General features: G+C 51.4%; 14 protein-coding genes and 1 other RNA gene. 6 read left to right on the top strand and 9 right to left on the bottom strand.

Translation table 11 applies throughout. The features are described from left to right. The first annotated feature begins 105 nt into the window (after positions 1-105). On the top strand, positions 106-1,719 hold the full coding sequence (gene cimA, locus ACFPOF_RS23430) for a citramalate synthase (protein ID WP_378137231.1): 1,614 nt from the start codon (positions 106-108) through the stop codon (positions 1,717-1,719). Positions 1,720-1,813: 94 nt separating this feature from the next. Here cimA and ACFPOF_RS23425 read toward each other — a convergent pair whose 3' ends face one another. Then, entirely contained in the window at positions 1,814-2,389 is a 576-nt protein-coding gene (locus ACFPOF_RS23425) for a TlpA family protein disulfide reductase (protein WP_378137229.1), read from the bottom strand. Between the two features lie 188 nt (positions 2,390-2,577). Here ACFPOF_RS23425 and ACFPOF_RS23420 point away from each other — a divergent pair, with 188 nt between their 5' ends. Together ACFPOF_RS23420 and ACFPOF_RS23415 are read left to right on the top strand one after the other, a co-directional pair. Then, positions 2,578-3,879 carry an MFS transporter gene (locus ACFPOF_RS23420; protein WP_378137227.1) on the top strand — a complete coding sequence of 434 codons (1,302 nt, stop codon included), beginning with the start codon at positions 2,578-2,580 and terminating at the stop codon, positions 3,877-3,879. 74 nt (positions 3,880-3,953) lie between these two features. Further along, positions 3,954-4,370, top strand: coding sequence for a M67 family metallopeptidase (locus ACFPOF_RS23415; RefSeq protein ID WP_378137225.1), 417 nt, complete (start codon positions 3,954-3,956; stop codon positions 4,368-4,370). Positions 4,371-4,384: 14 nt separating this feature from the next. On the opposite strand, the gene ACFPOF_RS23410 is transcribed toward ACFPOF_RS23415, so the two are convergent. The 3 genes from ACFPOF_RS23410 to ACFPOF_RS23400 are packed head-to-tail and all read right to left on the bottom strand — an operon-like array spanning position 4,385 to position 7,619. Then, positions 4,385-5,128: an exonuclease domain-containing protein gene (locus tag ACFPOF_RS23410; protein ID WP_378137223.1), complete on the bottom strand. Its 744-nt coding sequence runs from the start codon at positions 5,126-5,128 to the stop codon at positions 4,385-4,387. A 4-nt stretch (positions 5,129-5,132) separates the two neighbouring features. Next, positions 5,133-6,212: a DUF294 nucleotidyltransferase-like domain-containing protein gene (locus ACFPOF_RS23405; RefSeq protein WP_378137221.1), complete on the bottom strand. Its 1,080-nt coding sequence runs from the start codon at positions 6,210-6,212 to the stop codon at positions 5,133-5,135. A 45-nt stretch (positions 6,213-6,257) separates the two neighbouring features. After that, entirely contained in the window at positions 6,258-7,619 is a 1,362-nt protein-coding gene (locus ACFPOF_RS23400) for an ammonium transporter (RefSeq protein ID WP_378137220.1), read from the bottom strand. Positions 7,620-8,006: 387 nt separating this feature from the next. Between ACFPOF_RS23400 and ACFPOF_RS23395 the strand changes: the two genes are divergently transcribed. Both ACFPOF_RS23395 and ACFPOF_RS23390 read left to right on the top strand, forming a co-directional pair. Next, positions 8,007-8,462, top strand: a complete 456-nt coding sequence (locus ACFPOF_RS23395) for a MerR family transcriptional regulator (protein WP_378137218.1) — start codon at positions 8,007-8,009, stop codon at positions 8,460-8,462. Positions 8,463-8,512: 50 nt separating this feature from the next. Continuing rightward, positions 8,513-9,199 (top strand): zinc metallopeptidase, encoded by a 687-nt coding sequence (locus tag ACFPOF_RS23390; protein WP_378137216.1) that lies wholly within the window; start codon positions 8,513-8,515, stop codon positions 9,197-9,199. A gap of 70 nt (positions 9,200-9,269) precedes the next feature. On the opposite strand, the gene ACFPOF_RS23385 is transcribed toward ACFPOF_RS23390, so the two are convergent. After that, the gene (locus ACFPOF_RS23385) at positions 9,270-10,172 is read right to left on the bottom strand and encodes a LysR family transcriptional regulator (RefSeq protein ID WP_378137214.1); all 903 of its coding nucleotides are present in this window, start codon (positions 10,170-10,172) and stop codon (positions 9,270-9,272) included. Positions 10,173-10,281: 109 nt separating this feature from the next. Between ACFPOF_RS23385 and tpx the strand changes: the two genes are divergently transcribed. Next, positions 10,282-10,794 (top strand): thiol peroxidase, encoded by a 513-nt coding sequence (gene tpx, locus ACFPOF_RS23380; protein ID WP_378137212.1) that lies wholly within the window; start codon positions 10,282-10,284, stop codon positions 10,792-10,794. A 77-nt stretch (positions 10,795-10,871) separates the two neighbouring features. On the opposite strand, the gene ACFPOF_RS23375 is transcribed toward tpx, so the two are convergent. From ACFPOF_RS23375 to ACFPOF_RS23360, 4 genes are all read right to left on the bottom strand, one after another. Beyond that, positions 10,872-11,291 carry a DUF1499 domain-containing protein gene (locus ACFPOF_RS23375; RefSeq protein WP_378137210.1) on the bottom strand — a complete coding sequence of 140 codons (420 nt, stop codon included), beginning with the start codon at positions 11,289-11,291 and terminating at the stop codon, positions 10,872-10,874. A 43-nt stretch (positions 11,292-11,334) separates the two neighbouring features. Then, a non-coding RNA gene (gene ssrS / locus ACFPOF_RS23370) (6S RNA) lies at positions 11,335-11,517 on the bottom strand. A gap of 49 nt (positions 11,518-11,566) precedes the next feature. Further along, on the bottom strand, positions 11,567-12,355 hold the full coding sequence (locus ACFPOF_RS23365; RefSeq protein ID WP_378137208.1) for a YesL family protein: 789 nt from the start codon (positions 12,353-12,355) through the stop codon (positions 11,567-11,569). 115 nt (positions 12,356-12,470) lie between these two features. Continuing rightward, positions 12,471-14,111, bottom strand: coding sequence for a degradosome RNA helicase CshA (locus ACFPOF_RS23360; RefSeq protein ID WP_378137206.1), 1,641 nt, complete (start codon positions 14,109-14,111; stop codon positions 12,471-12,473). Between the last annotated feature and the right edge of the window lie 8 nt (positions 14,112-14,119).

Genomic DNA, 14,119 nt, shown 5'->3' with positions numbered 1-14,119 from the left:
GGGCGGCGAATGCCCTCGCAATGCGGTTGCCCTCTACTTTTCCCGGTCAGCATGGTATAATAGTTTAACCTGTTTATTTACTTGAAGGAGGCTTTACGGTTACGCATGTCAACTCCCCTTTGGATTTTCGACACGACCTTGCGCGACGGAACGCAAGGCGAAGGCATCAGCCTAACCGCTGAGGACAAAGTCAAAATTGCGCTGAAGCTAGACGCCCTGGGCGTCCACTATATTGAAGGCGGCAATCCAGGCAGCAACAGCAAGGACATCGAGTTTTTCCGACGCGTCCGGGAAATGAACCTGAACGCCAAGCTGACCGCCTTCGGCAGCACGAGAAGGAAAAACAGCAGTTGCGAGCATGACGTTAACCTGAAGCATCTGATCGAATCCGGTGCGCAAGCGGCGACGCTTGTCGGCAAATCATGGGATTTTCACGTTCACACCGCATTGCAGACGACACTTGAAGAAAATCTCGCTATGATCAACGAGTCCCTTGCTTTCGTGAAAAACGGAGGCATGGAAGCATTGTTCGATGCAGAGCATTTCTTCGACGGCTACAAGGCGAATCCGGAGTACGCGCTGGCTGCGCTCTCCAAAGCGAAGGAAGCCGGTGCAGCTTGGATCGTTCTGTGCGACACGAACGGCGGAACGCTTCCGGGAGAAATCAGCGAGATCGTCTCCCGTGTCGTTCGCGAGATCGACGCTCCTATCGGTATTCATACGCACAATGACTGCGAGCTTGCGGTCGCGAATACGCTGGCTGCTATTTCCGCGGGTGCGAGACAAGTTCAAGGCACGATCAATGGATACGGCGAACGTTGCGGCAATGCTAACCTTTGTTCGATTATTCCAACATTGCAGTTGAAAATGGGTTACAGCTGCGTCACCGATGATCAACTGAAATCCTTGACAGGCGTCGCCCGTTACGTCAGCGAGATCGCGAACGTTCACATGCCGGTCAATCAGCCGTACGTCGGCAACGCCGCGTTCGCTCACAAAGGCGGCATCCACGTTTCCGCAATCATGAAAGATTCTAAGACATATGAACACATCGAACCACAACTCGTCGGCAATAAGCAGCGAATACTCGTTTCCGAGCTCGCGGGACAAAGCAATATTTTGTCCAAAGCGCAGGAAATGGGACTAGACGTCAACCCGGAAAATATGAAATCCCGCGAAGTGATCGATCGTATTAAAGAATTGGAACATCAGGGCTACCAGTTTGAAGGCGCCGACGCTTCTTTGGAACTTTTGCTGCGCGACGCATACGGGAGCGCCTCTCAGGCGTTTATCGTCGACTCGTTCAAGATTATGGTCGAGAGCAGAGACGGAGCTATGGTGACGGAGGCGATCGTCAAAATCTCCGTCGCGGGCGAGCAAGTGTATACGGTGGCGGAAGGTAACGGCCCGGTCAACGCGCTCGACAACGCCCTTCGCAAAGCGTTAATTCAATATTACCCCGGTATTCGTGACATTCATTTATCTGACTACAAAGTCCGGGTGCTTGACGAAAAAGATACGACGGCAGCCAAAGTTCGCGTGCTGATCGAATCGACTAATTTTCACGATACGTGGAGCACAGTCGGCGTATCGTCCAACGTCATCGAAGCGAGTTGGGAAGCGCTCATCGACAGTATCCGTTACGCCTTGCTCGGCATGGATAAAGATGAACGCGAGCCTGAATTCATCGGCGGAACACACGGACTGTTGAATCACTAAACATGGAAAAAGGGAGGCTGCGGCCTCCCTTTTATTCGTTTGGAATGCAACTTTTCGTAGGTTACGCTCGAGCCTATCTCGAACCGCTCAGTCTTTACAGCACGTCCGCCAAATATTGCTCCCATTGCTCCCGGTCGATAATCCCCTCAATGCGATGGCGAATGACACCGTCCCGATCAATGATGAAGCTGACTGGAAAATACGCCACTTTATACAGATCGACACCTGTGCCCTCCGGATCTGTCAAGACAGGAAACGTATTGAACCCTTGTTCCCTGACGAACACTTTCGCGTCCCTTAGCTTATCGAACTTCGTCGCGTTCACCGCGTACAAATCCAATTTGTCCTTATGGGCTTCGTAGATCGACAAAAGCTCCGGCGCTTCCTTCTCGCACGGACCGCACCAAGCTGCCCAGAAATTCACGATCATCGCCTTGTCGCGCTTCCCGCCGACTTCGTACTTCGCGTCAGACCCGTCCAGACTAGCGAAAGAAACCGGCGGAGCATATCGGTTTTCCTTCGGAGAAGGAGCAGCGGGAATACCCGCGATCGCCTTACCTTCTACAATCTCGCCCGCCGCGCTGCCCGCCGAACTGCCTTTAGAATCCCATATCCAAGCCGCCGCGGCAACTGCAAGCACGGCGAATAAAATCAACAAGTTTCTTTTCATATCGCGAATCACTCTTCCCGCTCATTGTCGTTTCTTTTATCATACCCCATTTCGCATATTCGTTCCAAGCTCTTCGGGCCGTTTGTCGCATATCCGTCACGACTCCGGGGAACGTTAATGTCGTTATCCAAAGACGAGATAATCATCGCACACCTATGCGATTACCTCGCCGCAGAGGAGGCATAACATTGGCGGTATCGACGAAACCCCGGCGCAAACTTACGATCAGCTTTACAAGCGAAATTGCTGAACGAGCTGAAGGCCAAAGCCGCAAAGCCGATCAAGAAAAAGGAAAAGGCGCGGGCAAAATCAAACAGTATATTGCCCTCTCGACTGTCCCCCTGGTGCTGGTGCTTGGCAACTCCATGCTCGTACCGATATTACCGACGCTCCGCAACAAGCTCGGCATCAGCCAGTTTCAGACGAGCCTCGTCATTAGTTTGTTTTCCATCGCAGCCGCTCTTATCATTCCGATCGCCGGTTACTTGTCCGATCGCTTCTCCCGCAAAGCAGTGATTATCCCTTCGCTTATCGTTTACGGAGCGGCGGGCATACTGGCGGGGTTCGGCGTTGTTTGGGATTCCTATGGCATGCTTATCGGAGCTAGGGCGCTGCAAGGCATTGGCGCTGCAGGGACCGCGCCAATCGCGATGGCGCTTGTTGGAGATCTCTACAAAGACGGAGAGGAAAGCCAGGCGCTTGGCTTGATTGAAGCGGCAAATGGTTCGGGCAAAGTCATCAGCCCCATTCTCGGTTCCCTGTTCGCTCTCATTGTCTGGTACGCCGCATTTTTCGCTTTCCCCGTTTTCTGTGCGCTTTCCTTGCTTGCGATGATTTTCCTGATCAAGGAACCGGCCAAGAAAGAGGAACCGAAGCCGATCAAACAGTACGTCGTATCCGTCAAAAAAATATTCGCCAAGAACGGCCGCTGGCTCGTCGCTTCTTTTTTCGGCGGATCTTTAGCGCTCTTTATTTTGTTTGGCGTATTGTTTTTCCTCTCCGACATTCTCGAGAAACCGCCATATTCGATCGAAGGCGTGCGCAAAGGCTTCGTACTCGCGATCCCGCTTCTCGGCATGGTGGCGACAGCCTATGTGACAGGTTCGAAAATTCGTAAAAACGGCGTCCTTATGCGCTGGCTCATGAATATCGGCCTGGCGCTCATGACCGTCTCTTTAGCGCTCGCCATTTGGTTAAACACGAATTTGTACGTCTTCATCGGACTGCTGACATTAAGCAGCATCGGCACCGGCCTGCTTCTTCCTTGCCTGAATACGATGATTACCGGCGCTGTCGAGAAAGCCGAGCGAGGAATGATCACGTCGCTATACAGCAGTTTGCGTTTTTTCGGCGTGGCGTTTGGTCCCCCTTTGTTCGGATGGATGATGGCGAAGTCCCATCAACTTGTATTCATAACGGTGTCCGCCTTATCCCTTATCGCTCTTGGACTTGTTTTCTTTCTCGTCAAGCCAGGCAAACAAGTTCAATAATTCCCCGATCATAGTTGCCTTCGAGCATCCAATTCGACATACTTAGAGATGTTGGAGGAAGGACGGAAAGGTAAATGATCGTGCGCATCAGCGAAAAATTGGAACAGGAATGGCTCTCAGCCGCAATTGCGAGACTGCCGCTCGAATGCTGTGGTGTCGTCTACGGCAAAGAAACGGAAGGGTTCCTCGACGTGGAATCGTTCGGCATTATTCGCAATGCGGCTACCTCGCCCGAAAATCGGTTTGCATTTCATCCTGAGGATTGGGTGGCCGTTTTCTCCGAAGCGCAACAAAACCAACGAGACATCGTTGGTTTCTTTCATTCCCACCCTGAAGGACCGCTCTTGCCCAGTAAACAGGACGATGACGGCTCGCTGCCATGGCGGACCTATTGGATTGTCGGCATATCGTCCGTTGATCGAGCTATCTCCGCTTTCCGCCGGCATCCGACTGACGGACGATGGCTACCTCAGCGCATCGAGCGGGTATAACGACATCTTCCCGATCAGTGCCGGCTTAAATACGCATAAAGTTCACCCAAAGTGTTCACTTGTCTGTTAGAGATTTGCTCCAGGAATCTAAAATAAAGCTGAGCCGTCATCCTCGCATCATGTAACGCATGATGCCTAGTCGTTACCTCGACACCGAATCGTTCTAACACTTCGTCCAATCCGTAATGCATGGCTTTCGGGTCGAGCCATTTCGCGATCATCATCGTATCGACGATACGGTGGGATAAGTTCACTTTAGACGTACGCCATAAAGCACTATTCAAAAATTGTTTGTCGTGTCCGCTGCCATGGGCAATCAATACGCGTCTGCCGATGAAATCCATAAAATCGTGAAGCGACTGCATGATGTCCGGCGCATCTTTCGCCATCTCGTTCGTAATGCCCGTAAGTTCCGTAATATGTCGGGGAATTTTACGCTTCGGATTCACGAGCCGATAAAACGGCTCCGCTTCTTCGAACTTTTCTCCCCTAATAAGGATTCCGCCGATCGAAATGATCTCATCCCCGTTATATGGATAAAACCCGGTTGTCTCTAGATCGAATACGACGGCTTCCATTTCCGAAAGCTGCAGTTCCATCGAACTTTCTTTGCGCTGATCCCGGGACATCGATCGGATGAAGGCCATTTGCTGGGCATTGGTCGAACCGAGCATGGAAGCGATGGCCGGGGTAATCCCGCCCATTTTGTACAAGTTCCACATTTTACCCATTGAATTCGTGTTTTTCGGATCCTTCACCGTATCACCTCCCGCCGAAGCGGTCCTGCATCTCTCTTTGCACTCTTCGTTGAATTTTCCGACCGGACTTGAGCGCTTTCTTTAACTGAGTCCTCAGAACCTTCGTCAATCTCTCCGCAGGTATTTTACCGGAAGCCGTCAATCGTACACTTTCGTTAGGCGTCTCCGTAAACATTCTGATCTCCAGTAAGAATGAGAAAGCTTCCGCATATTCTGCAGCTTCATCGTCATCAAGCAGCTTCGCTCGTCTTAAGCATTCAATTCTGCCGAACGTGCTCGTTTCACGAATGTTTGCCTGAATCGCAAGAAGACGAAATGCGTTCACCATCGGAATGTACGCACCGTATTTGACATCTAGACTTCCTGCATCCTCACCGTATTGTTCCGTCAGCAATTGACCGAACACGCCGACAAGCACTTTGCGCCGAATCGTATTCTCCATCATTCGCTTAGCGATGACGGGGTGGTTTAACATGTCCCCGAAGAAATGGCTCTTCACTTGATCCGCAAGCGCCGAATCCCCATAGATGTGTCGTGCATCCGCGAAAATCAGCAAATAACGCACATTTTCCCAAGCCGGTTCCGCGAACCATCCGTCGATTTTCTCCATCCATCCACTTAGCGGCAAGCGCCATTCGGCATTGTTAGACATCACTTCCCCTTCGCATGGCGGGTACTCCATCGCAATCAAATCGTTTACGATCTTCTCGGAGAGTCGAGCAAAATAAACTCGGTACAGCGCAGCTTTGTCCTCATCGGCTGTGTCCGCGTACACAAGACAACTATCCTGATCGCTGTATGTCGTCTGTTCTCGGCGTCCGCCGCTGCCAAGCAGCATATACGCATAAGGCACGGGCGGGGCGCCAAGCCCCATCCGTGCCAGATCGTTCTCCGCCAGCGCAATCGTCCTCGCTATCAGGGCGTCATGTAATTCGTTTAACGACTCGACTAAATCAGACGCCTTGAAAGCCGCCACTTTCGTCGCCAGACGATTCTGCTCTTTCTGTCTAATCTCGATTAGCGCTGTTAGATCGCCGGCACCTGCTATGTCCAACAACCGCTTCTCCCGATCGGGACTTAACATGCGGTCATACCCTCCTGTAATACACCGTCGAATCAGAATTTACCTTTATGCCGACGTACCGGCTTTTTTCATTTGTTCCGGATAACCGTAATTGCCGTGTTCGCTCAAGTCAAGACCAATAATCTCTTGTTCTTCGGTGACGCGGAAGCCGATCGCTTGCTTCACGACCCACAGCACGATGAATGAGGCGGCGAACGCGAATGCTCCGCATACGGCTACGGACAAAGCCTGAACACCTAACTGATGCCATCCGCCGCCATAGAACAATCCCGCTTGACCTACACCGACTTTACCAGCCAATTGTTCCGTTGCAAACAAACCATTCGCCAGCGTTCCCCAAACTCCTGCCGCACCGTGCACGGAAAGCGCGAAGATCGGATCGTCGACTTTGATTTTCTCGAAAAATTTGGCGCTGAAGAACACAAGTACGCCGGCGACAAGACCGATAACGACAGCCGCCCAAGGCACGACGAAAGCGCAAGAAGCTGTAATGGCCACAAGGCCGGCAAGCGCACCATTTAGCATCGCCGTAATATCGGCTTTACCTGTTACGAGCCAGGAAATCAGAAGGGCCGCTACCGCACCGGCTGCTGCACCAAGTTGTGTGTTAAACGCGACATATCCGAAGAAGCCATCGCCTACAGCGACCGTGCTGCCTGCGTTAAATCCGAACCAACCAATCCACAACAGCAGTACAGCAAGTGCGGTAAACACTTGGTTGTGGCCGAGAATTCCGTTCGCAGAGCCATCTTTGTTGAACTTGCCGATGCGAGGCTTCAGCAGAATCGTTGCCGCCAATGCCCCTATGGCGCCCGTCAAGTGGACGACAGTCGAGCCAGCGAAGTCTTGCGCACCATCTTTGGCAAGCCAGCCCCCGCCCCAAATCCAGTGAGCGATGACCGGATAAATGATGGAAATGAAAAACAGTGTGAAAATAAGGTAAGAGGACAATTTAGCGCGTTCGGCGAACCCGCCCCATGCAATCGAGAGCGATACGGCAGCAAATGCCAACTGGAAAATAAAGAAAAGCGTCGTTGGTGTCGATCCATCCGCCGAAGCGACTGCCGGGTCGAAGAAGAAGCTGCCGAGACCCATAAATTTATTCAACGCTTCAGATGCGTCTCCGCCGAAACTAATGCCATATCCGACTGCCCAATACACGATGGAGCCGAGACCGAGCGTGAAAATCGTTTTGCCGGCAACATGGCCTGCATTCTTCATTCGAGTCGATCCCGCTTCAAGGAGTATGAATCCCCCTTGCATGAGCAGCACTAGAATGCCGGCTAACATAACCCAGAGTGCGTTCAGCCCCATGTTCAGCGTGGTTGCTGACGGATCGTCCGCGAATGCTATCGTCGGAAAAAGCAGCAAAAGCGCGCATACCGCAATCAAACATTTTTTCATCATACTGACCACTCCCACAATTGAATGTAATATTTTCTGACATTAAAGAAAGACTTATCGTCATTATAGGGTGGGATCTGATGTTTGACAATAGATAATTTCGATATTGGTACAACTTATCCCTCATATATCTAACATAGACTTAACATAATTTCATTTTTATCTGTTGAAATAGAAAAATCACTTGGAATTCGCGCAATAACCTAACACACGAATCATGCGTTTCCGTTTTCCCCGACGGATTACATACCAATCTTTATAGCCCATCCCATTCATTCCACGAATGGCGTGCATTCCGAGCGGAAGCATCACGTTTGACTGTATGGTTCGCCTTTTTGTATGATAAGAATAAGAAGCAACAACAAGGAACAAGGAAAGAAGGGTTGATCGATGCGGAACGGTATAGCTAAAAAAGGGCGCCTTTACCGGATCGGAGAACTTTCCGAGCTGGCCGGCATAAGCCCTCGAACGATCGATTACTACACCGGCCTTGGCCTGCTCGCACCTGCGAAGAGATCTACGGGCAATTACAGATTGTATGATGATGAAACTTTATCGAGAATCCATCGTATTGAACAATTGAAAGCGCAGAAATTCACATTAGAAGAAATCCGGGAGCAATTCGCTTCCTTGAACCGCGTCGTCCCTGACGAAGCGGTAACACGCAAGCTGTCCGAGCTGCAATCCCATCTCGCACAGCTGGAACGCGAAGTAAAAGAACTGGAACCGGTATTCGATCAACTTAAGCCCCAACAGGCTAAGAGGTTGTTCCGGACCCTTACTCCGCAAACCGCCGCGTGCATCGAAGCATTATTGTTGCTTCTGGGGAAAAATAATCTCATGTGACGCTTTCAGATGCTCGTCACATTCTCGCATTACCAATAGGAGGAACCGATATGTTGTTTTTCCACCCGATGGACTTCCTGATCATCATCGCTTTCGTCTTGTCGCTATGGGCTCAGTTCAGGGTTAGCAGCACCTTTAATCGTTGGTCCGAAGTAAAAGCCGCAAGCGGAATGACCGGTTATGATGCCGCTAGACGTATGCTCGACCGCAATGGCCTGCAAGACATTCCGATCGAACCTGTGCCCGGCAAGCTATCAGACCACTACGATCCGATTCACCGTGTTGTTCGCCTATCCGAACCCGTTTATTACGAAAGTTCGATCTCCGCGATTTCCGTCGCCTGCCACGAAGTCGGTCATGCCATTCAGCATAGCGAATCGTATCCGATGCTTGTCATCCGTCATCGCATGTTTCCCGTCGTCCGGTTCGCATCCGGCTTCGCACCGTTCCTACTGCTTGCCGGCTTCTTGTTCCACTTTGCGAACTTGATCGGACTTGGGATCATCTTCTTCACCGCTGCCGTCGCATTCCAACTCGTGACGTTGCCTGTCGAGTTCAATGCCAGCTCTCGCGCACGCCATCTAATGGTCGCCGAAGGCTTCATCGCCCGAGACGAGGAGAGAGGCGTAGCCAAAGTGCTTAACGCAGCAGCTCTCACGTACGTTGCCGCCGCTTTAATCTCGCTCCTAGAGCTGATCAAGTACATTTTGATCTTCACGAACAGCAACAGGGATTAAACATTACATCGTCTCACAACACGAAACCCTCGCCATCTACTCTGGCGAGGGTTCATTTGTTCAAACAGCTTTATAACCTCTTGTACTCGGTTTTGAAAAACTCGATCATGAATTCATGGAACATTCGGACGACAAGCGGCAACTTCTCGCCGGAGCGGCGAATCAAACCGATCGTCCTCGTTACGCGCGGCTCTTTGATTTTTACGACGGCAGGCATCATTGAACTCGTCTCGAACATTGCCATCTCAGGCAACAAACTGACCCCCATGCCTGCAGCGACCAACCCGCGAATCGTCCCCGACTCTTCGCCTTCAAAGCCGATGTTCGGCGTGAACCCCGCCTCTTTGCAAGCTTCCCATACGATCGGCCGAAGAGAATAGCCGGCGCCGAACAGAACGAATGTCTCATCTCTCAGCTCGCTCAGCTCGATCGACTCTTCATTGGCCAAGCGATGAGTGTCCGGCAGAATCGCGAACAATTCCTCCGTCAGCACAATTTCCCCCGTCACTTGTTCGTTTTTCTCCGGGAACGGAGAGATAAAGGCGATATCGACCTCAGCATCGATGACGTCGCGGATCAGAGACGGATACATCCCTTGGCGGAACCGGAATTTCACGTGAGGGTGAAGTTTGCGAAACGCGGCCACGACTTGCGGGACGAGATGAATGCCAAGGCTGTGCGGGAACCCTATGCGGATCTCTCCGACTTCCGGGTCGAGAAACTCATGAATCTCCAATACCGCGCGATCCAGATCGCCTAGCACCGTCTCCGCACGACGAAGGAACAGCTGCCCCACCGGCGTTAATTGTACGTTCCGACCGCGCTGCATAAACAGCCGAACGCCCAACTCTTCCTCTAGCCTATGGATTTGCCGGCTGACGGCCGATTGCGCGACGTGCAATTCTTCCGCCGCTTTGGTCACATGCTGCAACCGGGCGACTTGAACAAAATATTGCAACTGCCTTAGTTCCATGTGAACCGCCCTTTCCGAACGCCTCGATCGATTTCCAACGATTGGACAACGGTGTCCGATAACGATTATAATAATTACGGCAAAACCACCCATAAGGAGGATTACCGATATGTCCCAAGAACGTTCCGTTTCATTTAAGGGCAATCCCATCACACTCGTAGGCCCTACGCTTACGGCGGGAGAAACAGCTCCGGACTTTACGCTTAACAAAAACTTACTCGAGACGGCTTCCTTGCAAGACTACGCAGGCAAAGTCAAATTGATCAGCGTCGTTCCTTCTATCGACACCGGTGTATGCGACGCACAAACCCGTCGTTTTAACGAAGAAGCTTCCAAACTTGGGGACAATGTCGTCATCCTCACGGTGAGCGCGGACCTCCCGTTCGCTCAGGCTCGCTGGTGCGGCGCCGCCGGCGTTGACCGCGTCGTTCTTCTGTCCGATTACAAAGACAATGCGTTCGGCAAAGCATACGGCGTCTTCATCAAGGAATTCCACCTCGACATGAGAGCTATCTTCGTTCTCGACGCTAACAACAAAATTACTTATGTTGAAGTGCTTAACGAAATGACCGAGCATCCGAACTACGAGGCGGCAGTCTCTGCCGTGAAAAGCCTGATCTAAATTCGGCCCAAACACCTAATGAACAAAAAGCGAGGAAAGGCATTCGCCTTCCTCGCCTTTTTTATAAGACAACTTCTTTATAATTTATAAGCGGATAACTTCTTGTCGAACACCGCATAAAGTTCTTGAATATTTCGATAATTGGCCCCCAGATCGCCAAGCGACCCGCGAGACGCGGAGTAGATGTCGACAGCCGTAGTGATGGGACCCGTACCGACAACCTGGATCGTAATATCCATCGTTCGACCGGACATTGACTTCTTCTCCACCACAATTTCTCCGACGTTCTGCACTTCGTGAAGAACTTTATAGCCCTTCATTTTCTTCAAAATATTGCCTACTTCTTCCCATGCACGATCCTTCGAAAGCCGATAGTAGTGCGATTTCAACTTCGGGTCCTTCGCTTTGTCGCTCGTATGCTCATGACTGCGGATTAAACCGATCAAAAACCGTTTCAATTCCCTCTCTCCCTCCGGATACCCTTGACGCTGCTTCATGCCTTTCCACGCCTCGCCTCGGGGCAAAAACGTCCAAGGATAGAGAAAACCCGCCTATGCCGTCCGACGTGCATGTTTCTGAACCTGCTTTGGCAGGTGGGTGCTCGCAGATCGGCTTTTGACTTCCCTTTTCGGGGGCATGTCAGCTACCGGACGATGTAGAGCTCCCTGGAAACAAACATTGGTTCAAAACAATTAAGCGCCGTAACGCACAAGGCAGGAGTATTCTCATTATAAGCACGCGGAACGCAAAAGTAAAATGGTTAGCCCTGGGACTACTTTTCGTTGTTACGATCTTCTTCGGAATCGGTATCTTCGGAAGCTTGTCCTTCGTCCGATTCGGCTGCTGCATCCTTCAACAACATCATCTTCTGGATGATAATGTTGAAATTATAATACGTGTAGATCGCGATAACGCTGCCGAAGAAAAACGGGATAAGGAACGTGAAGTTCATGCCGCCCAGTTGTTTCGGCATGCTGACAAACATAATCGCCACCGTTCCAATCGCCATCATAAACGAACGGATAGGACGGCCGATCGTCAATATCAGCGCGTTTTTGAGAAGTTGAACCGTTTTCATATGAAAATGAGACAACAGAGAGAAGAAGTGAAGCAAAGAAACGAGCAGAAGTACCATCAACGCAATGAACAAATAGGCGATAATCGCGAAACCGTTCATCTGCTTCAAGTACACTTGAAAATCGATGATCATGATCGCGAACAGCAACGCGTAGAAGACGCCGCCGATCATCGCTTGAACGTAATTCTGCTTGTAGCTACGGAAAAACGTCTTGAACAACGGAACGTCCGTATCTCCGAGCACCCACTTGCGGGCGAGCGAGAACATCGCCGAAGTCGAAGGAAACAAAGTGAACGGAGCGACGACGGCAAGCGTAATAATGCTCGCTTTTAATTGATCCGCCGTTTCCGAACCTAACAATCCGGTAAGCAAAAGAAACCAGAACGGAATGGAAGTGACGAGCCACAATACGTTAGTAACCGACAATCTCATGATCCATTCGGACAGCTTATAGAAGCCGCCCATCATGCCACGCATTTCCATAGGATTTCCTCCCTGGTGACACTATAAAGGTAGTTCAAAAAACCGATTGTGTTTACGAAGTATCTCTGAAAGCCTACTCGATACTTACAACCGATTTTTTGAACTTCTATTCAATTTAGATCTTCACGAAATCTTCGCTGGAGGAACGGGAACCGCGATAGTCATCGCGACGTTCCGGACGTCCACGACCTGCGTCGCGGTTGCCTTCGCCATAGCTGGAACGACTTTGACCTTGACCACCGCCGTAAGGGCGACGTTGACCGCCGTTGTAGCCGCCGGAGCTGCCGCCGCGCGAGTCGCTGCGACCTTGACCGCCGCCGCGCCACGAGCCGCCGCTACCGCCTTGACCGCTGCCGTATGGACGGCGTTGACCGCTGTTGTTGCTGCCATAGCCGCCGCGGTTGCCCCCACCTTCGAATTTGCGTTTCTTCGAACGGATCGGGTCTTCTGGAGTCAGTTCGATGTTGACGTCTTTCTTGTCGCCTGTCAGCAATTTCATCGCAGCGGCAAGCAGTTCAACGGAATCATACTGCTCAAGCAATTGGCTGGCCACCCACTTGAACGGATTAACTTCCTCTTCGGTCCGAATCGTATCCATAATACGCTCAGCCAAAATCTTCTGCTTGCCTTCCATCGCTTCGGAAATCGTCGGCAGCACTTTTTTGGAAATGCGATGACGCGTAACTCGTTCGATGAAATGCAAGTGATCGGTTTCGCGGTAAGTGACGAAAGACCAAGATGTGCCTTCTTTGCCTGCACGGCCCGTACGACCAATCCGGTGAACGTAGCTTTCAGGATCTTGCGGCAAATCGAAGTTGATGACGTGTGTAACGCCCGAGACGTCAAGTCCGCGTGCGGCTACGTCCGTCGCAACCAGAATGTCGATGCTTCCATCGCGGAATTTGCGCATAACCGTATCGCGCTGATTCTGCGACAAGTCGCCGTGCAAGCCGTCCGCAGCGTATCCGCGCTTCATGAGCGCTTCAGACAGCTCGGCGACGCGGCGTTTCGTGCGGCCGAAAATGATTGCAAGCTCCGGCGGTTCCATGTCCAGCAATCGGGTCAAGCCGTCGAATTTCATGCGTTCCTGAATTTCAACATAATATTGCTGGATAAGAGGCGCGCTGAGCAGCTTGGATTCGACTTTGACATGCTCCGGCTCGCGCAGGAATTGTTGCGCCAGCTTCTGGATGTTCGCAGGCATCGTAGCCGAGAACAGAAGCGTCTGACGCTCTTCAGGAACAAGTCTCAAGATAGACTGAATGTCTTCCATGAAGCCCATGTCGAGCATTTCGTCCGCTTCGTCGAGAACGACGGTCTGAACGTCGTCCAGGCGAATGGTCTTGCGGTTGATGTGGTCGAGCAAACGACCTGGGGTGCCGATAATGATCTGCGGTTTCCGTTTCAAGGAACGGATTTGACGTGAGATGTCTTGACCGCCATATATAGCCAAGGAACGAAGTCCCTTGAAACGTCCAAGCTTCTCAATTTCTTCGGATACTTGAATCGCGAGCTCGCGGGTTGGCGCCATGATTAAGGCGACGATGCGATCTTCTTTCTGCGCGATTTTGCTGATGAGCGGTATACCGAACGCTGCGGTCTTACCTGTGCCCGTCTGCGCTTGCCCGATCATGTCTTTTCCGGCAATGGCAACGGGAATGGCTTTCGCTTGGATTGGGGTCGCTTCTTCAAATCCCATCTCCGATATGGCTTGAAGAACGTCGGACTCCAAACCAAACTCTGCAAATGTGCTCAAACTTTTTC

The organism is Cohnella soli (assembly GCF_042655525.1).
Classification (GTDB): domain Bacteria; phylum Bacillota; class Bacilli; order Paenibacillales; family Paenibacillaceae; genus Cohnella; species Cohnella soli.
Note: the sequence above shows the minus strand (reverse complement) of the source record. Positions and strands in the feature narration are given on the sequence as shown.

What these genes read in the sequence shown, in the direction of transcription:
- ACFPOF_RS23415 (WP_378137225.1), top strand. Translation starts at nt 3,954, where the DNA reads ATGATCGTGCGCATCAGCGAAAAATTGGAACAGGAATGGCTCTCAGCC.
- ACFPOF_RS23385 (WP_378137214.1), bottom strand. Translation starts at nt 10,172, where the DNA reads ATGGAACTAAGGCAGTTGCAATATTTTGTTCAAGTCGCCCGGTTGCAG.
- cimA (WP_378137231.1), top strand. Translation starts at nt 106, where the DNA reads ATGTCAACTCCCCTTTGGATTTTCGACACGACCTTGCGCGACGGAACG.
- ACFPOF_RS23395 (WP_378137218.1), top strand. Translation starts at nt 8,007, where the DNA reads ATGCGGAACGGTATAGCTAAAAAAGGGCGCCTTTACCGGATCGGAGAA.
- ACFPOF_RS23425 (WP_378137229.1), bottom strand. Translation starts at nt 2,389, where the DNA reads ATGAAAAGAAACTTGTTGATTTTATTCGCCGTGCTTGCAGTTGCCGCG.
- ACFPOF_RS23405 (WP_378137221.1), bottom strand. Translation starts at nt 6,212, where the DNA reads ATGTTAAGTCCCGATCGGGAGAAGCGGTTGTTGGACATAGCAGGTGCC.
- ACFPOF_RS23375 (WP_378137210.1), bottom strand. Translation starts at nt 11,291, where the DNA reads ATGAAGCAGCGTCAAGGGTATCCGGAGGGAGAGAGGGAATTGAAACGG.
- ACFPOF_RS23400 (WP_378137220.1), bottom strand. Translation starts at nt 7,619, where the DNA reads ATGATGAAAAAATGTTTGATTGCGGTATGCGCGCTTTTGCTGCTTTTT.
- ACFPOF_RS23390 (WP_378137216.1), top strand. Translation starts at nt 8,513, where the DNA reads ATGTTGTTTTTCCACCCGATGGACTTCCTGATCATCATCGCTTTCGTC.
- tpx (WP_378137212.1), top strand. Translation starts at nt 10,282, where the DNA reads ATGTCCCAAGAACGTTCCGTTTCATTTAAGGGCAATCCCATCACACTC.
- ACFPOF_RS23365 (WP_378137208.1), bottom strand. Translation starts at nt 12,355, where the DNA reads ATGGAAATGCGTGGCATGATGGGCGGCTTCTATAAGCTGTCCGAATGG.